This is a genomic window from Candidatus Macondimonas diazotrophica (assembly GCF_004684205.1).
Lineage (GTDB): Bacteria > Pseudomonadota > Gammaproteobacteria > UBA5335 > UBA5335 > Macondimonas > Macondimonas diazotrophica.
Window position 1 is genome coordinate 34,679 of the sequence record NZ_SRIO01000008.1, and the last position, 23,538, is coordinate 58,216.

23 protein-coding genes are annotated in these 23,538 nt (G+C 60.9%); 3 read left to right on the top strand and 20 right to left on the bottom strand.

The genetic code is table 11. From position 1 onward, the window contains the following. The 20 genes from E4680_RS07500 to ftsY form a co-directional block, all read right to left on the bottom strand. Positions 1-1,806, bottom strand: coding sequence for a DUF1302 family protein (locus E4680_RS07500; RefSeq protein ID WP_135281792.1), 1,806 nt, complete (start codon positions 1,804-1,806; stop codon positions 1-3). A 77-nt stretch (positions 1,807-1,883) separates the two neighbouring features. Then, positions 1,884-2,444, bottom strand: a complete 561-nt coding sequence (locus E4680_RS07505) for a cytochrome c (RefSeq protein WP_135281793.1) — start codon at positions 2,442-2,444, stop codon at positions 1,884-1,886. Then, complete coding sequence (locus tag E4680_RS07510) at positions 2,441-2,854, bottom strand: RidA family protein (protein ID WP_167792431.1); 414 nt, start codon at positions 2,852-2,854, stop codon at positions 2,441-2,443. Before E4680_RS07510 ends, E4680_RS07505 begins: the two co-directional genes overlap by 4 nt. 35 nt (positions 2,855-2,889) lie before the next feature. Then, positions 2,890-3,246, bottom strand: a complete 357-nt coding sequence (locus E4680_RS07515) for a hypothetical protein (RefSeq protein WP_135281795.1) — start codon at positions 3,244-3,246, stop codon at positions 2,890-2,892. 1 nt (position 3,247) lies between these two features. Beyond that, the gene (locus tag E4680_RS07520) at positions 3,248-4,477 is read right to left on the bottom strand and encodes an aromatic ring-hydroxylating oxygenase subunit alpha (protein ID WP_135281796.1); all 1,230 of its coding nucleotides are present in this window, start codon (positions 4,475-4,477) and stop codon (positions 3,248-3,250) included. Between the two features lie 48 nt (positions 4,478-4,525). Beyond that, positions 4,526-4,951, bottom strand: coding sequence for a RidA family protein (locus E4680_RS07525; protein ID WP_135281797.1), 426 nt, complete (start codon positions 4,949-4,951; stop codon positions 4,526-4,528). Next, positions 4,948-6,240 carry a styrene monooxygenase/indole monooxygenase family protein gene (locus tag E4680_RS07530; protein WP_135281798.1) on the bottom strand — a complete coding sequence of 431 codons (1,293 nt, stop codon included), beginning with the start codon at positions 6,238-6,240 and terminating at the stop codon, positions 4,948-4,950. The genes E4680_RS07525 and E4680_RS07530 overlap by 4 nt, the downstream gene beginning before the upstream one ends. Before the next feature lie 34 nt (positions 6,241-6,274). Further along, complete coding sequence (locus E4680_RS07535; RefSeq protein WP_167792432.1) at positions 6,275-7,495, bottom strand: DUF1329 domain-containing protein; 1,221 nt, start codon at positions 7,493-7,495, stop codon at positions 6,275-6,277. Positions 7,496-7,676: 181 nt separating this feature from the next. After that, a complete protein-coding gene (locus tag E4680_RS07540; RefSeq protein WP_135281800.1) occupies positions 7,677-8,024 on the bottom strand; it encodes a hypothetical protein in 348 nt (115 codons plus the stop codon). Between the two features lie 14 nt (positions 8,025-8,038). Continuing rightward, on the bottom strand, positions 8,039-9,238 hold the full coding sequence (locus E4680_RS07545) for an aromatic ring-hydroxylating oxygenase subunit alpha (protein WP_167792433.1): 1,200 nt from the start codon (positions 9,236-9,238) through the stop codon (positions 8,039-8,041). A gap of 22 nt (positions 9,239-9,260) precedes the next feature. Then, entirely contained in the window at positions 9,261-10,556 is a 1,296-nt protein-coding gene (locus E4680_RS14055; protein ID WP_167792434.1) for a styrene monooxygenase/indole monooxygenase family protein, read from the bottom strand. A gap of 187 nt (positions 10,557-10,743) precedes the next feature. After that, positions 10,744-11,262, bottom strand: coding sequence for a flavin reductase family protein (locus tag E4680_RS07550; protein ID WP_135281802.1), 519 nt, complete (start codon positions 11,260-11,262; stop codon positions 10,744-10,746). Next, positions 11,259-14,081 carry an efflux RND transporter permease subunit gene (locus tag E4680_RS07555; RefSeq protein ID WP_135281803.1) on the bottom strand — a complete coding sequence of 941 codons (2,823 nt, stop codon included), beginning with the start codon at positions 14,079-14,081 and terminating at the stop codon, positions 11,259-11,261. Before E4680_RS07555 ends, E4680_RS07550 begins: the two co-directional genes overlap by 4 nt. 13 nt (positions 14,082-14,094) lie before the next feature. Further along, a complete protein-coding gene (locus E4680_RS07560; protein WP_167792435.1) occupies positions 14,095-15,159 on the bottom strand; it encodes a WD40/YVTN/BNR-like repeat-containing protein in 1,065 nt (354 codons plus the stop codon). 668 nt (positions 15,160-15,827) lie between these two features. After that, entirely contained in the window at positions 15,828-16,283 is a 456-nt protein-coding gene (locus E4680_RS07565; RefSeq protein WP_240696149.1) for an efflux RND transporter permease subunit, read from the bottom strand. A 161-nt stretch (positions 16,284-16,444) separates the two neighbouring features. Continuing rightward, on the bottom strand, positions 16,445-17,302 hold the full coding sequence (locus E4680_RS07570) for an SDR family oxidoreductase (RefSeq protein WP_135281805.1): 858 nt from the start codon (positions 17,300-17,302) through the stop codon (positions 16,445-16,447). 101 nt (positions 17,303-17,403) lie between these two features. After that, complete coding sequence (locus E4680_RS07575; RefSeq protein ID WP_205688810.1) at positions 17,404-17,844, bottom strand: winged helix-turn-helix transcriptional regulator; 441 nt, start codon at positions 17,842-17,844, stop codon at positions 17,404-17,406. A gap of 172 nt (positions 17,845-18,016) precedes the next feature. Continuing rightward, positions 18,017-19,042, bottom strand: coding sequence for a permease-like cell division protein FtsX (gene ftsX, locus E4680_RS07580; protein ID WP_167792436.1), 1,026 nt, complete (start codon positions 19,040-19,042; stop codon positions 18,017-18,019). Beyond that, complete coding sequence (gene ftsE, locus E4680_RS07585) at positions 19,017-19,700, bottom strand: cell division ATP-binding protein FtsE (RefSeq protein WP_135281864.1); 684 nt, start codon at positions 19,698-19,700, stop codon at positions 19,017-19,019. The genes ftsX and ftsE overlap by 26 nt, the downstream gene beginning before the upstream one ends. Positions 19,701-19,742: 42 nt before the next feature. Next, complete coding sequence (gene ftsY / locus E4680_RS07590) at positions 19,743-20,807, bottom strand: signal recognition particle-docking protein FtsY (protein ID WP_422666670.1); 1,065 nt, start codon at positions 20,805-20,807, stop codon at positions 19,743-19,745. 493 nt (positions 20,808-21,300) lie between these two features. Here ftsY and E4680_RS07595 point away from each other — a divergent pair, with 493 nt between their 5' ends. Genes E4680_RS07595 through rsmD form a run of 3 tightly spaced genes read left to right on the top strand, consistent with a single transcriptional unit; the run spans position 21,301 to position 23,527 of the window. After that, the gene (locus E4680_RS07595; protein ID WP_135281807.1) at positions 21,301-22,584 is read left to right on the top strand and encodes a bifunctional O-acetylhomoserine aminocarboxypropyltransferase/cysteine synthase; all 1,284 of its coding nucleotides are present in this window, start codon (positions 21,301-21,303) and stop codon (positions 22,582-22,584) included. 2 nt (positions 22,585-22,586) lie between these two features. Then, positions 22,587-22,910 carry a DMT family transporter gene (locus tag E4680_RS07600; RefSeq protein ID WP_135281808.1) on the top strand — a complete coding sequence of 108 codons (324 nt, stop codon included), beginning with the start codon at positions 22,587-22,589 and terminating at the stop codon, positions 22,908-22,910. A gap of 2 nt (positions 22,911-22,912) precedes the next feature. Next, positions 22,913-23,527 carry a 16S rRNA (guanine(966)-N(2))-methyltransferase RsmD gene (rsmD, locus tag E4680_RS07605; RefSeq protein ID WP_135281809.1) on the top strand — a complete coding sequence of 205 codons (615 nt, stop codon included), beginning with the start codon at positions 22,913-22,915 and terminating at the stop codon, positions 23,525-23,527. Positions 23,528-23,538 lie beyond the last annotated feature (11 nt).

Consider the following 23,538-nt stretch of genomic DNA (forward strand, 5'->3'; position numbering starts at 1 on the left):
CTAGAAGTGGTAGCTCAGCCGGCTCAGAAAGACACTGCTGTCGCCGGTGGTTCCGAGCACATGTGTCTTGTTCTCTGGTGGACCGAATATCTTCTTGGTGTTGTTCTGGAAGAACAGATCCGCCTCAAAGGCCAGACGCCAATGGTCGCCGAAGACGAACGTAACCGCCGGGATCAGAAAGGCATCCGCCCCGTTGAGATTCACCCCGCCCGCCAAGGAGGGAAGAATCGTGTCGTAGCGGTAGTTGAGCAGCAACGAAGCGGTCAGGAATACGGTATGCTCATCCCGCCCCTGCCCATAAGACAGCACCTCGACAATGTCATCATCTTCGTCGTAGTCGACGATCCATTGGTCGATCAGCTGAATCGTCGCCAGCGAGCCTCGATCGGTCCCCAACCAGCGCATCAGGTCAAAGGTCTTGTCGGCGCCGATCATATAGGTAACGGTATCTTTTTCGATTACACCGGCCAGACCGGGCACATCGATGGTCCCCCAACCAAGCGGAATAGCGCCGGCAACCGGCAGTTGCGGCATGTAGGTGGGAATCGTGATCGGCACTTCGGTGCCATAGTTCCATGGGCGATTCGGCTGGTAGAGAAATTCCCCTCGCAGGACCGCATCCGCAAACATCCAATAGTAGTTAAAGGTCCCGCCGTAATTGGACTGCCGAGCGTAGATCAACTCCCCTCCCAGACCATCACCTTCAGGAACTTCCTTGTAGGGTTGGCAGGCCGGATTGATATCGACGGCGAACGGTACCGTGGTTCCCTGAACGGTGCTGCCAGCATCCAACGTTCTACGACAATTTGCGATCGGGTCCTGGATCAACCCGCGATAGAACAGCAGTGAATAACCCACGTCACCGAACGTGCCGCTCCACCGAAACCCATACTCATCGTCATCCACATCTCCCGCTGCGCCGTGGTAGTTATAGGGCGCGATGTTTTCCGTAATGTTCACACCCCAGTTGGGCTGACCTGCGTAACGGCCGCCCGCCAGGTCCAATTCGTTGCCGTAGTTTTCGGAACCATCGATCCCCCCCGGTTTGTAAATGAGTTGCAGATTGCCCGCGAGCTCCGGGACCTCGACGATCAGGTTAGCCAGAGTAGACGGCTTGCGCAGTTCCTCGTTCTCCAGTTCGAAGAATGATCGCCAGCGCTGATCGTAGCCATGCACGATATCGGTGATGCGGAAAAAATCTGTTTCCCCCCAGACGACCTGCTGGCGCCCTAGACGAAGAAATAGGCGGTTCACACCGGTGAAATCGGCATACGCCTCACGCAGAACCAATCCCTCGTCGTAGTAGTCATCGAGGAACTCCCCCCCCAGATCAGTCTGGATCAATCCGGGCGCGCAGTTGCGCGACGGCAAGGCCCCCTCGCCCTGACAGACCGGCCCCAATGCCGACAGCACAGGAACCGGCGCACTGGTCGGGGTAGCCTTCACGATGGTCTTTTTCGAAGCCCGCTCGAGTTTCTTCAGATACGGCGTCTTGGTCTCAGTGGCGTATCGCGTACTCACGAAGGCCCGCACGTTGTCGCCATCGAGCTGAAAGTTCAACAATCCCTGATAGCGATTCATGGACAGCTGGCCCTGCCCGCCGATCTCCTCGCCTTCCACATTCTGCGGAACCTTCTTATCCTCGAGGTTGATCGCCGCATGATTTCGTACATACCCACTGACCTCGGCATCCATGCCGAACACTTCGAATGCGGCCACCTCCTGCGGGCTGTAGGAACCGAAAGCAAAAAGGGCGAGGCCGAGTGGCATGCCGAACATGCCGCGGGTCTGTGTCACTCTGGTCATGATTACCACCTATCGTAACTTCAGATATTTTTGTAACCATAAATGGCGCAGTGTGAGCTTCGATATGATCCGTGCGCTCACGGCGGTGGCGGCGGTCCCTCGGGGAATCGAATGACCGGCGTATCCACCGGGGCACCCGGCGGCACGTAGGCCGGCGTTGGGTCGCCTGCCGGTCCCAGCGCCTTCACGAACCGATACATGGCGCGCGCATCGGATTCGGTGAGGGCGTTGAGCACGAACCATCCCATGGGGGGTCGAGTCACCACGTTCCGGGCATACATCACCCAACCGTCCTCGGTCAGCCCGGAAAAAAACAACCGGAGATTGACGGGATAGGTTGTCCCCCAGCCGCCCTGCCAGCCAACGGCGCTACCCGTCAGCCAAGCTGATTCCGGCAGGTCGCCGCCAGCCTCGACGTAGCCCGGTGTATGGCATTCGTTGCATCCCCCGACCACGACGAGGTAGCGCCCCCGATCGATTGCTTCGTCAGGCATCCCGCGACCCGGGTTACCTTCGGCTGCAATGCCCAGCGCTCCCCACATCGCCAACAGGCCGATCGCGGCGCCCACCGAAAGCCAGGGACGCCGCCGCAATGGCTGAGCGCTGCGCGCAAACGAGAATCCCGCCACCGAGCTCAACCCCCGACGATCGCCAAGGCCTGTACCTCGAGCATCATTCCCGGCACGGCCAGCTTGGTGACGCCGATTGCGGTTGACGTCGTTCGGCAGCCCGGCAGAATCTCTCGAAAGTATTGGAAGGCGGTCATGACCCTGCCGGAAAACTCCTCGGCGGTCGGCACGTCGACGAGATAGGCAATGATCTGCACGATGTCGGCGTCGGTTCCGCCGGCCTCGGCCAGCACATTTTTCATGTTCTCAAAGGTGGCACGGCATTGCTCCTCGTAAGTCGGCAGCGGCTCGAACCGATCATTCATACCCGCCTGCCCCGATAGGAAAACCAGATTGTCGGCCTTGATGGCTTCGACGATCCCAAGCTGATCGTAGAGGGGGGCGCTGTGGGGCATCGTGATGCGAGTCATCTCACTCATTGCGTCATTCTCCTGATGGATGGTCTGGTGTGTGATCAGCCGGGAATCGGCGTTTTGCATTCCGTCATCTGCGGACGCCACCATTCAAGCCCGAGGGGAACGTCCGGCTGCTCGTAGATTTCCACGGCAGCTGCGATATCCATGAAACTGCTGGCGAGAAAGAACAGCGGCAGCAACGATGCCGGAAGCTGTCCCGGAGCGAACTGATTGAGGTGTCCGGTCACCTCATCCATGCGGGGCAGCATGGCATCGTAGAAAGCCTTGAGCTCCTCTTGGGAACTGGCCATGCGCTGCTGGTAGCGGTCACGGAAGGTCGGCTTGGCCCACTTCTCCAAGTAGGCCTCCAGATCCCCGAAACCCTCAGGAAGATCGGTTTTGGCGATGTCGGTCATCTCAAGCTCCGTTGGCAAGAAGGTCACGAATGACGTAGTGGGAATGACGCACCACGACCTCCATGTCGCTCAACACCATCGAATCGAACGCGCCCGAGCGGAGATTCGACTGGGCCCGTTCCACGGTACTCAGATCTTCCAACGCCACATCGAAGATCATGGCCTTGGTGTGCTCGAAGCCGATGTAGCCGGCGATACTGGTCGGTTCGAAGGCGTAGACTGTCGCCTCGACGATGGAGGTCTCGGCCGTGACCGGCCAATAACACTGCGTCACCGACCACCCATTGGCGGTGTAGAACGAGCAATTGGGGAACAGCAGGTGAATATCGAACGCCCAATCATCACGGCGGTCGGGATTCACGCCTGGGGGGAAATCGCTCCATCGGGCGCCATGGGCTTGATCGTAGCGATCGCCCTGGATAGGCGCGTAGGTCGCCATCTGCTGGTATTTGAGCTCCAGAGCTGCGGCCGCAGTGGCTGTCTGACCGGGATTACCGAACATCGAAAGCGACTTGTGCTTGTCGTACAGACGGACCGAATTCAGGTGCCCCCACGGGTTTTCCTTGCTGGTAAAGGCATCACCCGCCGACTGGCCATGCAGCTGGACCACGTGATAACCCTCCAGAAAGGCATCCATGACCATCTTCCAGTTGGCATTCACTTCGGTGCGGATCTTCAGCATGGTGGCCATCTGTGGCAGCGGGTAGCCGTCGAACGCGCCGTGCAACTCGCCCAACCATGCCGCCAGGGGCTCCACCGGTTCCGGTGAGAAATTGACGAACAGCATGCCCATCCAGCGGTCGACCGGAACGGTTTTCAAGCTGCGCTGATCGCGATCGAGGTTGAAGAATGCAGCCTCATCGGGAACATGTTTCAGCGCTCCATCCAAGCCGAACGACCAACCGTGGAACGAACACACGAAGCGGTTCTTGTGCCCGCATTCGGTGATTTCCACGCGGTTGGCCCGGTGTGGGCAGACGTTGTGGAAAGCCTTGATGGATCCATCCTGCTGACGGGCGATGATCAGCGACGCCTTGAGTGGTGGAAAGTATTTCACGACGTAATCGCCAGCCGTCGGGATGTCGCTTTCGCGAGCGGCAAACAACCAGTTACGGCGAAACACCTTGTCGACTTCCAGCTTGAAGAACTCCTCGTCGTAGTAGGGAAAATAGGGGACCGGCTCGGTGTCCAGATTCCCGTAGTTGTGCGTGAAATCAGGGATTGCTGCCATTACTGTTCCTCCATATTGGGGATGATTCGAGGTGTCATATCCGAGCCATCAACCGCCCAACGCGCGGCCGATGCACTGGATTTCCAGCAAGAGCCTGGGAATACCGAACATCTGCGCGCCGACTAACGCGCCGGTGGCCGGTGAGCCGGGGAAGTTCGACTTCCAGCTACCGAAAATCACATCGGATGCCTCGGTGAGTGGAGCCTCCAACAGCCCGGTGTTCACATACACCGTCAACTGGCAGACTGCGGACGAATCGCCACCGACAGCCGCATAGGCCGCCTTCAATTGGCTAAACGCACGATCGGCCTGCATTGCCAGCCCGTCCAGGGCGACCAACTGGACATCGATACCGGCTTGGGCGGACACGAATACCCAACGACCGCGCCGACGCGCGTCGACACAGCCCAATGGCTCGAACAGTGGACGCGTATGATCGAACCAGAAGACCTGGTCCTGGGCTGCGGCCGTCATACTGCCGCCCCCATGGCGGGTGCCGGTGTGGCGTGATCGGCGATGAACCGCTTCGCCGCCTGCTCATCTTCGATATACGGCCACGCGCTCGGGGGATACCCGAACCAGCCGACGAACGCCTGGGCAATTGCCGGATCGCGGGTAGCGGCCATCTGAATGCTCATCAGCGCCTTGTTTGGCGCGTCCTGGAGCAACGTACAGAACCGGAACGCGAATTGACCGTACTGGTCCCAATGCTCATCCCAGACCGACTGCATCCAGTCCGGATCGTAGGCGGCATCGCCTCGCTCCAGAATGTGACGGACATAGCGATCGGTCATGCGGACCGCATTGTTGCCGCTCTGACCGGCATAGGGATCCTGGATCATGGCTGCATCGCCCATCCCCCAGACCCATGCGCCATTGTCCAGTTGCTTCACCGGACAGCGCACCATGGGCTCGGTTGGACCATACAACCACGCACCTTCATCGGGAATGACGGCATCCTCATACAGGAACGCATTGTCCGGAATGAGCTTTTCCGTGGCCTCGCGGGCAAACTCCAAATAGGCGGCCGCGGTCTTCCGATCTCGACCCGCATCGAACGGCCCGCCGGGAACCGTGCTCTGGAAAGCGAAGCCCCGACAGACACCGGCTGCGGTATAGAACGGCCAGGAAAACACATCGCCGACGCCCGGAAGAATGTCGAAACGCAGCGGCGAGAAGGGCACGTCATCCCAAGGCTGGTGGCTCGCAACCCTGGGTCCCACCAGAAATATTGCCGCTGAGGGCAAAGGGGGAAGGTGGTGCGTACTGCGTTCCTCGTCCTTGTCGAAGATCTGGCTGAGCGGTCCCCGGCCGGTCACCACCAGCGTCAGATCGCTTGCCGCAGCGATCTCTTCTAGATCCGTCACGGCGATATCTCGAACGACGAGCTTTCCACCACGTCGCTCCCACTCATCCATCCAGGTGGAAAACTTCAGACGATAGTCGACACCCAGGGCGTAGAGCCCGTCGGGGAATCTTCCGGTCAGGCGGAACAAGTCCTTGCCGGATCCACCGGGATCCTTGATGTGCATATCGAAGCCTTCGGCCCGTGCATCGACATCCTCCCAGAAATTGATACCCAGGCTCGATTCGCGCTCGAGCACCCAGCGAAAGGGCGCCGCCATGCTGAGCATGCGTCCATTGCGCAGCTGCTCGGCTGTGCGATTGGTGTAGACGGTGACCTCATAATCCCCGGCCTGCTGAAGCGAAAAGGCTGCATGGAAACCCGCCAATCCGCCGCCGATGATGGCGATCTTGCGCATGATGATTCTCCCTGGTTGGTGAGAGCCAGCCGCACTACTGCAGTAGCCGGCTAAGGGCACCTGGCGTGTAGTCAGCTGGTGAAGCCGGATAATCAGCGGTGTAATGGCCGCGAGATGAAGGCGCGACCGTGGCGTGGTTGCGCTGAAGGTCGATGACACGCACCGGACTGGGTGCATAGACCAGGCGATTGGTGGTGTTGGTGCGGTAGGTATAGAGACCCTGATCCATGGTTCGCCACAACTGCCCGCGGCGGTCATACGCCTCGAACACGTAGGGCAGCGACATGTAGGCGTTCTCCGCCTCGAAGTAGTAGGTTTTCTTGCTCGCAAGGTGGTCGTCGGGCATGGTCATCTCGACGACCCACACCTGACGCGGCTCGTAGGTGTCGTCAAAGTCCCAATACGGCGCAGTAGAGAGTTTCACGCCATAGTGCTTGTCCGGATCCTTGGCGGACTCGTCCATTCCCGGATTGGTGCTGTGGGCAACTGCCAAGATCCAGCGCTTGCCAATGACCTTGATATCCTTGTACCAGCGTGGGTCGGCATTCAGGCCGGTCTGCTCGTCACCCAGAAGATCCGTGCCGCCCAGGGGATCTTTCCAGGCTCCACCGGACAACCGGCGAACCCGGCGCACCGCCTTGATGTAGCCGTAGCTGTCCGGCAACGCGCCGTCATCCTTCATCATCGAGAGGATGCCCACGCCCTTGGCATCGGTCGGATAGGTAATGATCATCATCGATGCCTGACGCAGATCGTCGCTGAGCTCATGCGGCTCGGAGAGCCGGCCCTTCAGAAGCATCTTGGAAACCGTTGCATGAAGTTCTTTCTGCAGCCCACTCTTGGCGTCGATGCTGAGCAGCACCATGGGATCGAACTTGCCGACATCGCCCATCCAGGGCGTATACATGAAGTTGTAAACCAGCTTCACGCCAGCCAAGGGATCTTCTTCACGAATGTCCGGGAACGGCACGCCCGTCACGAAGCCTTCGACGTCCAAGGTCTGTGGATCGATGGTCACCGAACCGGAATGTTTCTCGGTCGCCGCCTTGAGCGCTGGATCGATCTCGATCGGCTTGGCGTGCGCCAGCTTCATGGTGATCCCGTAGTCACGGATCAGCTGCTGCTGGACCGGCGTCAGAAGGTCTTTCAAAGGCTTGCCCTCGAAGGTGTCGGTGAGCAACGAATCAAGATTGGCTGCCGACAGCACCGTCCCTTCGGCGATCTCGGCCTCTGCCACCGGCGATACGCCCAACATGATCAGCGCCGCCAGCCCAGCCGGGGCGAGACACCTTTTGTTAACAAACGTAACTAGTTTTAATAAAGTAACACTAATGGACATGACGATCCCCTGTGTGAGAGATGCGATAGCGTCTGCACCGGGATGGGTCTGCCGTCGCAAACCTGATCCGGTCGATACCTACTGCGATACGGCCGGGTTAGCCGCCGATGCCGATCCGGTCGATAAGCGCCACCCGATGGGCCTCAAAGCCCAGCCAGACATCGGGCTGCTTGTAGAGCTCGACGGCCGGTGACACGTTCATGGCCGCATAGGTCAGGTAAAGCAGTCGTCGGCTGGCATCCGGGAGATCATCGGTTGGCGCAAAACCGTCAAAGTGCGCCGCACAGCGATCCATTGCCGATATCATCGCTTGATAGAAGGTCTGTATCTCATCCATGGTACTGGTGATGCGCACCTGGTAGCGTGCCGCGAATGAGGGCTTGGCCCATCGCTCGGCAAACGCCTCCAGTTCCTCGAACCCTGCAGGCAACAGTTTCTTGTTCACGAGTGGCCTCCGCCTTACCGATTGATGATCTGATCGACGATGTGGTGTCCATGCCGGACCAGCACTTCCTGATCGCTGAGATACATCTCGTTGACCGCGCCGGACTTGAGCATCCCTTGTGTACGCTCCACCGTGCTGAGATCTTCCAAGGCCACGTCGAACAGCTGCGTCTTGGCATGTTCCCAACCGATCAACCCCTTGGTGTCCGTCGGCTCAAACATGTACATGTGCGACTCGTAGATGCTCTTGTCCGGCGCGATCGGCCAGTACATCTGGCGAAGGAACCAGCCATTCGAGGTGTAGAAGGAGAAATTGGGGAAGACCAGCGTGGAATCGAAGGCCCAGTCGCTCCGGCCGTCGGGATTGACGCCAGGTACTTTTTCCAGGGCCTGCGCGGAATGCGCCGGCGTATAGGACGGGCCAAACACGAACTTCAGCGCCAGCGCCTGAGCCGGCGTCGGAATCTGCTCGGGATTCCCATAGATCGACATGCTGCGATGCGGTCCGAGCAGACGAACCGAATTCAGATGTCCGTTGGGGTTGGCGTCACTGTTGAACGCATTGGGTGCCGAACGTGCATGCAGCTCCAACACATGATAGGCCTCCATGTAGGCATCCATGAGCAGCTTCCAGTTCGCATTCACTTCGGCGCGCAGGGTCAGAACGCATTTCATCCCCTCGTGCGGAAACCCGTCGAACATGTGCTCCAGCGACCCAAGATGCTCGCGCAGGGATTGCGCCGGCTTCGGATCCACATTGATGAACACGAATCCTTGCCATGTATCCAGCGCAACTTCTCGCAGACACATTTTCGCCTTGTCCAGGCCATGAAATGAACCTTCGTCCGGCACGTGTCGCAACTGGCCATCATTGTCATAGGCCCATCCATGAAAACCACAGACGAACCGACTGACGTTGCCCTGCGGATGAACGGCAACCTTGTTGCCGCGATGCAGACACATATTGTGGAAGGCGCGCAGCTGGTTCTGTCGATTGCGCGTGATAATGATCGACGTATCGCAGATCGGCAGGTCCTGCACGAAGTAATCGCCGGGATTCGGCGCCTGATCCTCGCGCCCGACGCATAGCCAGCTCTTCTTGAAGATCATCTCTTTCTCGCGCTGAAAGACCGATTCACTGTGATAGTTCTCCAGCGGAACCAGTCCTGTTCCCAGCGCTGCTGTGGCGGGATCAAACGGTGTTGCTACGGCCATTGGCTTGCTCCTGAGATTTGTTCTAGACGGCTTGACGAATTTCGGCTGCAGCGGAACTGGTCTGTCGCGCGCTTTCGACAAAACGCTTGGCATCCTCCACTGATCGCAGCCACGGAACCATGGTCTTGGGATCGGTAAAGGCTGTGGCGAAGGCATCTGCAACGCGCTGGTCAACACCTGCGGCCTGCAGAATCACCATCAGCGGCGGCCCTGGGTCTTTCAGCAAGCGGTTGGTGAACTCGATGGGGTATTGACCGTAGTCGTTCCAGTAGTCCTCGAACGTCTGCTCCATCCAGCCAGCACCAGCAGTCTGCGCCCCGAGATCAACGAGCTCTTCGGCAACCCGATGGACCATCCGAATGCCATTGTTCGCTCCCTGACCTGCCAATGGATCGGTCAACATCACCACATCGCCCAATCCCATGACGGGATGGCCGGAACGCGTATACCCAACGGGCTTGCGGATGGTCGGCGTCAACGCCCCTGCGACCCAACCGCCTGGCTCGCACAGAGTCGCCTGGGAAAACTCGGGCACGTCACCCGGCAGAAACTTGCGCATCAGATCAAGACCGACCTGCAGCAGCTCATCCCCGGACTGCGCACCCGTGAACTGATCAAACGGGGAACCCGGAATCGCCTCGAATGCCATACCGCGACAAGGCACGCCAGGCTTACCGAACATCGGAATCGAGAACACATCGCCGACTCCGAAGATGGTGTGCAGGCGCAGATGGGGGAAACCCACATCGGGCCAGGCGTGCTGGCCGGTAATGCTCTCCCCCTCCAACATCAGCACCCCCATATGACGCGCTGGCCGGTCGAACTCGCTGCGCACATCATCGCGTTCGAACAGCTTGCTCATAACACCCTTGCCGACCGCCACGAAGGTGACGTCGTATTCCTGGGCGATGGCGTCCAGCCGGACCTCATCGATATTCTCGATCCGCAGATCCCCACCCCGTGCGACAAACTCTTGCATCCACCGTGGAATACGGATTCGGTAGTCCACACCCTGGGCAGTCACCCCATCGCGAAATGCGGCTGTGATCGACGCGACAGTCTCGCCAGTCGGCAAATGCGCCTCCAGGTGGATTCCCATGCCGCGAGGCGTCACGTCATCCCAGAAATTCAGCCCGAGTTCTTGCTCCTTTTGCTGGACGTAGGAAAAGAATGCCGCCGTATTGGATAGCTTTCCTTCACCGTAAGCCTCGGGCGTCCGGTCAGAGAACAGAGTGATCTTGCCGACTCCAGCCCTGAGCAGAGCGAATCCCAAATGCAGACCGACCGGGCCGGCGCCGATGATGGCGATTGACTTCATCGTGATGATCCTCCGAAGGTGGAAGTTTGGATCATTAAAAATGCTTAGATAAAAAAGTAACTAACTACCCTAAAAGCAAACTCGATGCCAAAGAAAAAATCAACTACTTAAAGCGGGAAATGGCTTTAGATGACCCAGAATGCTCTGAATTTCTGCCCCGTTCGCGAGCACCATGCACGACAATCGATCATGCACACTGGTGCCCCAGATAGGTGTCCGAGTAGATCGCACCTCGATAGAACAGCAATGGCGAACGCTGCTGCTGCCATGAGTAGCCGACAACCTTGCCGATCACGATCGCATGGTCGCCACACGGGACAGCCTCCATCCGCTCGCATTCAAAAGCGGCCACCGCACCGTGAATAAGCGGGACCCCGGTTTCGCCCGCCTCCACCGGAATGCCGCGGAATTTGTCTTCGCGAGGCGTCGCGAACTGGTGGCATACCGCTTCCTGATCGTGAGCGAGAATGCTGACGCCGAAGTACCGAGCATCAACGAAATTCGCATGGTTGGGCGATTGGTTGCGAATACACCAGGACAGTGCCGGGGGGCTCATCGAGACCGACGAGATGGAATTCACGGTGATTCCGATCATTCGGCCTTCCGGTGTACAGGCGCTCACAATGGCAATGCCCGTCGCGAAACAGCCGAATGCATTTCGCATGTCCCGTGGATCAATCTCCAATGTCAGCGGGGTCTGGCTCATGATGCAGCTCGCATGGGGGCCGACGCAGGCGCGCCAGCAGGTTGAGGGGAAAGGGAGATGAAGAGCGCATCACCCTGCTGAATCACGTCATAGCGCCGGAGTGGAAGTTTGACCGGCGGCGCGACAGGCAGCCCTGTCCGGACATCGAACCGGCCGCCATGCCAAGGGCACTCCACGTGTCCGGTTGCGGGATCGTAGTCTCCTTCCGAAAGCGACGCTGTACCGTGGGTGCACAGGTCGTCGACGACGTGGAAGCCCTCTTCTGTGCGGAACACGGCGACGCGATGCCCGTCGCTCAGATCGATGGGTTTACCCGCGGCGATCGGCACTGCTTCCACGGCACACAAGGGCTGAAGGGCGGGCCGTCCCAAACGGGACGACAAGCGAGACCGAACCGCCTCCCACAACGGACGCAATGTCCCCGCTCCCGGGGTGCGCCGGCGCGAGCAGTCGGCACATGCGTTTCGGGCCAGCGGTTCCGCTGCGCCGGCAAAGATGAAGTCAGGCTGAAATACCAATGCCAGCGCGGGGATGACCGTGAGGGCAGCCGTTGCGGCAACCGCCATCCACAGTGCAATGAGCACACCCATCTCCGCCTGGAAACGCAATGCCGACAACTGCCACAACGACACGCTGACGATAATGGTGCTGCCCGTAATCACCACACCCTTGCCGGCGGTCTGCAGTGCCTCACGAACGGCCGCAGCAATATCCGCGTTCCGCCGATGGGCTTCCCGGATGCGATCGACGATATAGAACCCGAAATCCACACCCATCCCGATTCCGAGCGTAATGACGGGCAATGTGTTGATCGTCAGTCCGATATTTTGCGAGGCCATGTAGGCGAAGGTCACCGCATTGGACAACACGACGCCCGGCAGAAAGAACAAACCGGCCTGCCAGGACAAGCCATAGCTGAGCCAGCAGCATGCGAACAGCAACGCCATTGCAAACGCGATCGTCTCAACCAGATGCGCTGCAATCGTCTCGTTCACCGCCGCCAGAACAGCCGGGAATCCACCCCCGAAGCGAACGGTGGCGGGCAGGTCCGGCGGCAGCTGTGCGATGGCTTCGTCGACACGCGCCTGCACGGCTCGCAAGGTCGGCCCGCGGTGGTCCCTGAGCTGCAGGTGGATGGCCCCGTCTGCATAGTCCTGGGTGCGGTACTGAACGAGATCGCCTGGATCCGCCGATTGTTCGAGCATGGCGATCAGCTGACCTGTCGCCTCCCGATCCTCCGGCAGTTCACGATATCGGGGATTGCCTTCCCGCAGCGTCATGTTCAGCGGCGCAATCAGATCGGGCAAGGCCAGCGTACCCACGATCTCCGGCTGACGTGCAAGCTCGGACTGGATCCAGCCGACAGCCTGCAGCACCTTTGGGTCCTTCATCGCATCGGGCGCCTGCCCATCGACCACCAGAAACATCCGCTCCGCTCCGGGAAAGCGCTCATCAATCGCGGCGACTGCCTCATTGAATGTGGAGTCCGGCCACAACAGCGGCGTCCCCGGAAAGGCATCCCCGATCTGAAGTTCGGTGCTGCGCCAGATCGCCGCGCTGACGAGGATTAGCGCCACTGTCAATACCGAGGAGGCACCGAACCGTCCCGTCAGTCGTTGTCCGAGCCAACCCAGAACGAAGTCCAGAGGCCGATGCCAACTGCGGTAGTGGTAACTGGGCACCTGAACATCGGCCAGCACCAGCGGAATCAACGCAATGACGGTGATCGCAAGACTGGACAGCCAGATCACCCCAATCAGGGCGGCACCCTGCAGAATCGGAATGGGTGTGGTCAGCATGATGGCGACGGAACCCACATCTGTCGCCAGGCCTAGCGCGCTCGGGCGAAACAGCTTGACCAGGGTCTGACGCGCCGCGGTCATGGAATCCAGCTGCTCACGCTCCTCTGCATAGAGCCGACAGAACTGGACCGAATGAGAAACCGACCGGGCCGCCATCAGAAACGCCAGCACCATCATGAGCGGATCGAGCCGCAATCCCGCCAGTGAAACCGCACCCAGCGCGAAGGTTGCCGACAATCCGGCCGCCAACAGCGGCAACACGGTGCCCAGCCACGAGCCCATCGCCCCCCAGAGCAAAGCCACCAACAGCAGGAGGATTGCACCTGCCAGCAGCATGGTCTGCGGGATATAGGTCAGGGCCAGCGCCTGCAACACCGGCTCACCTACCACATAGGTTTCAATCGCCGGATTGTCGATCGCCCCGATCGCTTCATTCACTGCTTCGTGAATCTCGGCATAACTGGTATCACCACGGGCGATGGCGTCGTCAATGAAGCCCACCACGATCAACGCCGCCGTAAGATCCCGCGAAACGAAATTCCCGAGCACGATGTCGTTGGCCAGCACCCGGTCGCGCAGCTGCGCAACCTCGGTCACACTGGCCGGCGTGCCTGGCCACATCAGCGGCTCGATATCGACTGCGTCACTCGAGGCCGAAATATGCCGCAGCTTGCGCGACGCCAGGGACACCACCTGGTAGGGATCAACGGCCGGTACACTCTCGAGACGCCGAGTCAGCGCCGCCAACTCCCGCAACACATCGGCGTCGAACAGATCCCCCTCACGCACTCGGAACATGACAACCAGTGAATTGGTCGATCCGAATGTCTGGGCGAATTGCTGATGAACGGAAATCGTCGAATGATCGAGTGGATAGAGCTGCTCCGGGCCACTGCTAACTTGCAGGCGATTCCACGCAACCACCCCCATCACCATCGCCAGCGTCACGATGCCGAGGCGAAACACCCGACGCCAGCCAAACAATCCATCCAACACCAGTCGGGCAAGACTGCTCATATCGCGTCCCTCGTTATCGAATCACTGGGGACCGTGCAGCCATCTGCTGCCGATCGAATCGAAGCTGCCTTTCACCAGCCGGGGTGTCGGACGACGCTCTTGCCCGCATCGGAAGCGACAACTTCAACGGATGACTCGCAGTCAATGCCACCAGGTCGCGGCCGCGGAGATCCACATCCAGAACGACATCGGCAGGCGCCAACCGCCCATCCAGCGTTCGCAGGAACGGGTGCGTCCGGTGATCCAGCGTGAACAGCTGCCCCAAGGCGCCACCGAGAATTGCCTCCCCTGACTCATCCATGGCCGCGGCGTACAGGGCGGGTGTTGCCGAGTCCACCGGAATCCGGGTCCAGTGCTCGCCGCTGTCCTCGGTAGTCAACACGACACCATTCAGCCCGGCGATCACGCCATACGGACCGCGAAAATCCACCGCCATCAATGACTCGCTTACCGGCGCAGTGACGGATCGCCACGTGTATCCATCGGGTGAATAGGAGAGTCGGCCGAACTCTCCCACCAACCAGATCCCGTTCTCGGAGAAGCCGACGTCGTTCCATGCCATGTCTTCCCGCGCAACGACTTGCGTAAAGGATCGGCCTTCGTCACGGCTGACCAATGCAGCGCCCATGACGCCGACGGCCCACAGTGCCCCGTCCGGGGCTTGGCGAATGCGGACCAGTTTGTTCTCGATATCGGACGAGGGAACGCCGGGCACTGCCTGCCAGGTTTGCCCGGAGTCTTCTGAACGCAGGATATCGCCGCCGTTGCCGACCGCGACCACGGTGCCATTGCCAAGTGCGACAGCATCCTGAAGATGCTGATGCGTTCCCGTCCATCCGGACCGCCAATGCTCACCACCATCATCGCTTATTCGCACTTGCCCATAGGATCCGACAAGCCAGATCTGATCGCTGTTCTCCGGCGAAACGGCAAGACCGTAATAACGGTATCGCCCCGCGAATGGCTCATCCACTGGGGGCGTGATGCTGGGCTTGAAGTCCGCGTAGATTCCGGTCAGCAGCAACGCCGACAGAACCGTCAAACCCACAACGACCCTTGATACGCGGCGTCTCATCATGCTCATCTGGTCACCCCGACTTACTATTTAGTTACTATAAGTTCGTTGATATACCTCCTATCGCAAAACGCGTTCCAAATCGTCACTCGCGATACACTCAAAGTTGAATCAGCCACTTAGAAAAAACTCGCGCGTATGCTCTCGCGACACTCGCACAAATGCGGAGCGTTGCGCTCCAAAGCGGCGCAGTGTTTCGACCACCCTATGGCGCATAAACGCGTTCAACCGGAGGACACACCCGCCGTCGTCGGCACCCTTGAGATCGGGACCACCCCCGGACAAACAAAATGTCGGGGTCACGTTTTTCGTGCAAATCACACGGGTCCTGGAACTGCAAATAGGACAGCAGGTTAGCTCTTCTTTTGGGGCCGACTTTCAGACCCGTGGCTTCGTTGGCGAAGACCCCCCTCAGCGCGTTGGGAGCGGAAGCCGCATCGCACAGTGTCGTGCTGGATTGCGCAGAAACGGAAGGCCTGCCGCAGGATCACCGCTCAAGAGACTTGGGGGCATCCGAGATGAAGAACGCACGGCTTGGGGTTGCGCCGGTTCGCAGTTCGCGACCCTCCAGCACTTCCGCCACATCGCTCATTCGAACCGGTAGTCCATCGCGTGTTGCTGCGACAATTTTCCGCAGTCGTGCGATGTCAGCCACTTGTCCGGGATGCAGATCAGGTACTGCTCGCCATGACGTTCCATATTGCCGCGCCGCCGTTGGCGTTGTTCCGTGCAACAGCGTTGAGTCCGTCGTTCATCGTCGCTTTGTGGGCCAGCAACTTGACCGGATCGGGCGTGATATGGAACTGACGCACGTAGCCGCCGATGGTGTTGACCTCGGTGACACCTTTCAGATTGCGCAGCTGTGAACGCACCGACCAGCTCTGCAAGGTACGCAGTCCAATCGGCGTCCATATTTCCTCGTAGCCCGTTTCCGGTTCCAAGCTGCACATAACGATCTCGCCCAGGCCGGTTGCCACCGGCCTGCGAGCGGCTGCGCTGCAGGTTGCGATCGCTCCCCCAGAACACCGCCCCAGCGGCAACGTGGCCATGGATTCGACAATGTGGATGCCCGACTTGTCCAGCACCAGCAACTCGATCTGTTCGCGTTTTCCAGAACGTATCGGCATACGATGCAAGCACGACGTTATCGATGCATAGGCGTTATAGAGCTGCGACGCGGTCCAGCGGACGACCGGGCTGCAGTCGTCGTCAAACAAAAAAGAGCGGCCTGTTGGCCGCTCCTTGACGCTTGCTCAGTCAATGCTGTAAGAACCAGCGCGTCGGACCGTCAGCTAAAAGCCACCTTGTGATCCGTCAGGAATACCTCGATATTGCGAGCCGGCGCCCCCGCAATCGCCGATACGGTGTCGGCGACATCGCCCAGATAACCCGGCGGCGCAAGCGCGTACAGCTCGACCATGGCATCCGCCAACGGCTCCGGCATGCCCGCATCCAGCATTGCCGCCTTGGCATCATCGTTTGAGACAGCAACATATCGAATCGGTTTACCCAAACAAGTCGTCATGGCCTGAGCGATCTGCTCCGCTGTCACGGCGGTCGGCCCGGTCACCGGATACGCCTTGCCTTCATGGCCCGCCCCGGTCAGTGCCGTGACGGCAACCGCAGCGATATCCCGTGCATCGACCCAGGAAATCGGGCTGTTCTCGCCCAGCGGCAAATAAAACGCACCGTGATCCTTGATGGTGGGTGCCGACATGAAGAAGTTCTGCATGAAGAATGTCGGCTGCACGAAGGTCCAATCCATTCCGCTCTGCTTGAGCCGTTCCTGGTTCTCGCCATGCCAGCGCCCGAATTGCACCGGCGCATCCGGTGCGGCCCCGATGCCAGTCGACATGACCACATGCTTCACGCCGGCCTGGGCAGCGGCGTCGATCAAGGTATTGCGCATCGCCACCTGATCCAAGGCCAGTGCCGTAACCAGAAACACCTTGTTTACGCCTTCCAGTGCCACTGGCAGTGACGCCGGATCTCGCAGGTCGCCCTCGACGACCTCAACATCTTCGCCAAACATCGAGGTTGCCTTGGCCTTGTCCCGGACCAACACCCGGGTGGCGACGCCCTTCGCTCGCAACAGGCGAACAACCTCGTTTCCGATGTTGCCCGTGGCTCCAACTACCAAAATCATCTGCGCACCTCACCTTGTATATGGGACACAAGGTGATCTTAGCAACGCTTGTTACTTTTGTATACCTAATAAAAAAATTGATTCGCTCAAGGCCGGACCGCTCAGATTCCCTGCAGTCTGGGCAGGGTGGACCGCACCTCATCTGCCCCGGAAGCCGGCGCGCGACGCGCTGCTTGGTCTTCCGCAAACCACTTATTCGCAAGAGATTCCAGAGGAGTCATGACCTGTGCGAGTTCACGCCCCCGCGCAGTCAGCTCGTAACATACATGAGGCGGGATACCCAGGTGCTGCTCACGGCGCACCAGGCCGGCCGCCTCCAGCCGCCGGAGACGAACGGTCAGCATCCGGGCAGAAATACCGTGCACATCCTTCATGAGCTCCGAGAACCGGATCGAGTCATGCTGCAGCAACACCCATACGATATAGGCCGTCCATGGTCCCATGATCAGCGATACCAGTGCGTCGACGGGGCATCCCGACTCGGCGCTGGGCATTGGGGTATGGGGACTGTTCGATGCATTCTTCTTGCGATTCCCGGCCATGACCGTCTCCTCTGATTTCTTCACTTGAAAGCAACCGCTTACTTCTTTCCGTTACGAAAGTTTAGCACTAGTCATGTTTCGGTTCATATCTATCTCAAAACAACACGCGCTCGGTTCCGTAGACTCGTGATCGACGATCCAAGTGCACCCGCCGCGTCTGGGCAAGCCACGCTCAAGTCGGCTCGATCTGGCGAATCTGCCGCCGAACCGACCAGAACGCGCCGACCCCGCCAAGCACCATACCGATGAGAATCAGCAGGCCGACCTGGGCAATGCCCAGCCCGTGCAGTCGCGCGTCGCTCTGGTAAAGCATTGCCAGCCGGCTGACCGGGCCGCTCATGATCCAGACACTCATCTGCACGATGATCCAGGCGACCAGCGCCCCGGACAGGCCATAGCCAATGCCGGCATAGAGAAATGGCCGCTGGATGAAGCGGTCGGTTCCCCCAACCAGTTTGGTGATCTCGATCTCACTGCGCCGATTCTGTACTTCCATACGGATGGTATTGCCGACGACCATGATCACCGCAAGTCCGAACAGAAAGCCCATGAGGCGTGCCAGCCGCTCGACCAGAATCCCGACGGCCTGCAAGCGTTCCAACCATTCCCGGTCGAGCTGAACGCGATCCACCTCGGCAACGCGTTGCACCGCATCCACCAGCGGTTGCAGATCCTGGCCGGCTTCGAGTTGAGGCCAAAGAATGACCACCGCGGGCAGCGGATTCTCCTCGAGGGCCTGGATTGCGGCTTCGAATCCCGGCAAGCCGCGCAATTGAGCCAATCCCTCGTCGGGCGCAATCAGTTCCGCGCGCTGCACATCGCCGCGACCCGACCACTCCTGCAGCCGGGTCTCGACTTGCATGAGAGGCGTCCGAAGCTTGAAAAACACCGACACCTGCGTATCGGCGCGCCAGTCCGGGATCAGCTTCTGCACGTTATCGGCCAGCACGTACAACCCGGTCGGCAACGCCAGCGTCAGACCGATGACCAGCGCCGTCAGCAGACTCACGTGGCGCAGCCGGATCAGTCGCGCCGCCGTTTCTCTGGCGGTCCGCAGATGGATGGTCCAATAGGCCTGCAGGCGTGCTGCAATCGGAGGGCGTGCCCGTCGCGACGACATCGGTACGGCCGACTGCCGTACCGAACCGGCCTGCCGGCGGCGCAGACGGCGGTTAACCGGTTGTTTGGAGCGCTTCATCCACATGACTCAGCTCGCCGTCCTCGAGCGCCAGAATGGGCTTGTCAAAGCTACGAATCAGAGCCAGATCATGCGAGGCGATCAGAACCGTCGTCCCCGCAGCATTGAGGCGCCGAAACAACTCCATGATATCCCGTGACAAATCCGGATCCAGGTTGCCAGTCGGCTCATCGGCAAGCAAGAGCTCGGGCTTGCCGACGATCGCCCGGGCGATGCCCACGCGTTGCTGCTCGCCACCGGAAAGCGTCGGTGGAAACGCCTGCTCGCGGTGACGTAGACTGACTTGGTCAAGGGCCGCCCGCACCCGGCGGTCCATTTCCTCGCCCGGGGGACGTCCAGACACCACCAGCGGCAATGCCACATTCTCAAACACCGTGCATTCAGGCAGAAGCCGATGATCCTGAAAAATCAACCCGACACGACGGCGATGGTAGGGAATCTGGCGCCGCGTCAACTGCGCCAGCTGCGCACCGCACACCGACACCTGTCCCCGACTGGGCCGCTCGAGAAGCGCGATGAGCCGCAACAACGTGCTTTTTCCCGCGCCGGAGCGACCGGTCAAGAAGGCCATCTGCCCCCGCGGCAGGACAAAAGTCACATCCTTGAGCGCATCCCCGCCCCGCTCGTAGCGTTTGGTGACCGCATTGAACCGCACGATGGGCTCGACCGGCAGCGATTCAGACTCGCGCGAGGCCGACATTCAATCCTGCCCATCTGATCCGTTGCGCCCGAGCAGGGCGTCGACGAAGTCACCGGCCGCAAACGGCTGCAGATCCTCGATCCCTTCGCCGATCCCGATAAAGCGGATCGGCAGACCGAGTTTCTCGGCAATGGCAAACAGCATGCCGCCCTTGGCTGTCCCGTCGAGCTTGGTGATCGCCACGCCGGTAACGCCGACGGCCTGATGAAACTGCTGCGCCTGGTTGAGTGCGTTCTGCCCGGTCCCGCCGTCGACCACCAGGAGGACTTCGTGCGGCGCATCGGGATCGAGCTTGGCCAGCACGCGCTTGATCTTGGCCAGCTCCTGCATGAGATTGGACTGGGTATGCAGCCGCCCGGCCGTATCGGCGATCACCACATCGACCCCCCGCGCCTGCCCGGCAGCCACCGCATCGTAGATCACCGAAGCACTGTCGGCTCCGGTGTGCTGCGCCACCACGGGCACATCGTTGCGCGCGCCCCAGGTTTGCAGTTGTTCGACGGCGGCAGCGCGGAAGGTGTCACCCGCTGCCAGCATCACGCTGTGCCCGGTGGACTTGAATCGATGCGCCAATTTGCCGATGGTGGTGGTCTTGCCCGCACCATTGATGCCGACCACCAGAATCACGAACGGCTTGGTCGCTGTCGTGACGTCCAGTGGCTGGGCACTGGGGGCCAGCAGCGCGGTCATGTCGTCGGCCAGCGCCGCCATGACGGCCTCTGGCGTCACCGGCTCCTTGCGCCCGAGCCGTTCGGTCAATCCGTCCAGAATCCGGCGTGTCGCATCAAGCCCGACATCCGCCATCAGCAGCCGCGTTTCCAGTTCTTCGAGCAGCGCGTCGTCCAGGCGCTTGCCGCCCAGAAACAGGGCACCCAGACCATCCGCCAGCCCGGCGCGGGTCTTGCTCAGGCCTGCGCGAACCCGGCCGAGCCAACTCACCCGGGGAGCCGGCTGCTCGACGGGTACCTCAACCACCGTCGGTGCGGGTGGCGCGGGTGGCGCTGGAGCGGGTTCAGGCGCTTGCTCGACCGGGGCTTGTGCCGGCTTTGGTCTGGCGGGTTCCACCGGCGCAACCGGCGCAACCACTTCGGAGGGCGCAACCGTTGCGGCCTCCGGAGCCGACTCGGCCTTCGGCTCAGGCGCAGGAGGTTCCGGCGAAACGGCCGGCTCAGACGGCTCGGTCTCCCGCTCCAAAGCTGCGGGCTGGGACGCTCTGCGCCGGACCGTACGGCGCCGCCGCAGCACGAGCGCTGCAACCAGGCTCAACAAGGCCAGCACAACCGCACCCAGGCCCAACAAGACGCCCTGTTCATCACGCAGCCACGGCATCCATACGAGAATCTGGGCCAGCCACTCCCGCACCTGGATCATCATCTGTTCCACACGTTCCTCCTGCCACCATCTCGGCAACGCTGGGGGTCACCGGCTCTGGGCGGCTATGCTACCACCCGGCCCAGGGCCTCGATAGGAAGCCCCGATCGGCTTCGGTAGACTGATCGGCCGCGCCCAATTGCTTTGCCCGGGCTCGAGGTCATGACACACGGAGGAGACCCCGCTCATGAAACGCGAAACGCTGGCGATCCATGCCGGTTACACCCCAGAACCCACGACCCACGCGGTCGCGGTTCCGGTGTATCAGACCACGTCCTACGCCTTCGACGACACCCAGCACGGGGCCGATCTGTTCGACCTCAAGGTGCCCGGCAACATCTATACCCGCATCATGAATCCGACCAATGCGGTGCTCGAAGCGCGGGTCGCGGCCCTCGAAGGTGGTGTTGGCGCGCTGGCCGTCGCTTCGGGCATGGCCGCCATCACCTACGCCATTCAGACGCTGGCCACCAGCGGCGACAACATCGTCAGCACGGCCAAGCTCTATGGCGGCACCTATAACCTCTTTGCCCATACCTTGCCGCAACTTGGCATCGAAGCGCGACTGCGCGGCAATGAAGATTGGGACGGTATCACCAAGGCCATCGACGGCCGCACGCGCGCGCTGTTCTGCGAGTCGATCGGCAACCCCTCCGGCGACATCGCCGATGTGGCACGCCTGGCCGAGATTGCCAACGCCCATGGCATCCCGCTGATCGTCGACAACACCGTTGCCACACCCTGCCTGTTGCGTCCCTTCGAGCATGGCGCGGACATCGTCGTCCACTCGCTGACCAAGTACATGGGCGGCCACGGCACCACCATGGGTGGCCTTGTGGTCGATTCGGGACGCTTCCCCTGGGCCGATCATGCGGACCGCTTCCCCATGATGGTGCGGCCGGATCCGTCCTATCACGGAGTGGTCTACACCGAGGCCTTCGGCCCGGCGGCTTTCATCGGTCGCTGCCGCGTCGTCCCGCTCCGCAACATGGGCGCCGCGCTGTCGCCGTTCAATGCCTTCATGCTGCTGCAAGGCATCGAAACCCTGCCCCTGCGCATGGAACGCCATTGCACCAACGCACTGGCGGTTGCCGAGTTTCTGAAGCGTCACGCCCAGGTGAGCTGGGTCAAGTATGCCGGGCTCCCGGACAGCCCGCAGCAGGAGCGTGCCCAGCGCTACCTAGGCGGACAGGCTTCGGGCATTCTGAGCTTCGGCATCCGCGGCGGCGCTGCAGCCGGTGCGCGCTTCATCGATGCGCTGCAGCTCATCGTGCGGCTGGTCAACATCGGGGACGCCAAATCCCTGGCCTGCCACCCGGCCACGACGACCCACCGTCAGCTCGGTCCCGGCGAACTCGAAGCAGCCGGTGTGACCGCCGACATGGTGCGGCTGTCGATCGGCATCGAACACATCGATGACATCCTCGCCGACATCGACCAGGCATTGGCGCATGCCGCCGAGGACGCTTAAGGATGCAAGGCTGGCTCGCCCTGGCGCTGGCCATCGGCTTCGAAATCGCCGGCACCACGGCGATGAAGCTGTCCGATGGACTGAGCCGGCTCGGCCCGACCCTGTCCATGTTCATCTGCTATTTCCTGGCCTTCGCCGCCCTGGCGCGCGCGCTTCGCACCCTGGAGGTCGGCATGGCCTATGCCATCTGGTCTGCCGTGGGAACCGCCGTGATCGCCGGGATCGGCGTGCTCTGGTTCGGTGAGTCGTGGAACACGATCAAGGGGCTAAGCCTGGGCCTGATCATGTTGGGCGTCATCGGACTGCACGTGGGCAGCAGCACCTGACCATGGCCTCGGGGAAACGCAATCAGATCCGGCTCATTGCCGGACAATGGCGAGGCCGCAAGGTGGATTTCGCGCCGGTGCCGGGTTTGCGTCCCACGCCCGACCGGGTGCGCGAAACGCTGTTCAACTGGCTGGCGCGCGATCTGCGTGGCACGCGCTGCCTGGATCTGTTCGCCGGCAGCGGCGCGCTTGGGCTGGAGGCGCGCTCGCGCGGTGCGGCGGAGGTGGTGCTGCTGGATCGCCATCGGCTGGTGACTCAGCAGCTGCGCGAACAGATCACCCGAATCGGCATGGACAGCGTCTCCTGTCATCAGGCCGACGCACTGGATTGGCTTGCGCACAACGACCGCCCGTTCGACGTTGCCTTCGTGGATCCGCCGTTCGCCGACGCCCTTTGGGATTCGGTTCTCGCGGGTCTGGCACGGGCCGGCACGATGCGCCCCGAAGGCAAGGTTTATGTAGAAGCGCCACGCAATCGCGAGCTGACCCTGCCGCCGGGCTGGACGATCGGGCGCGAAGGGCGTGCGGGGGATGTCCGCTTTTTTTTGCTGGTGACCCCACCTGCCGAACGCACCGGAACCGTTCCCGGGGAGATTTCCGCGCAAACCATGGGTTAGCATGGTGCTGC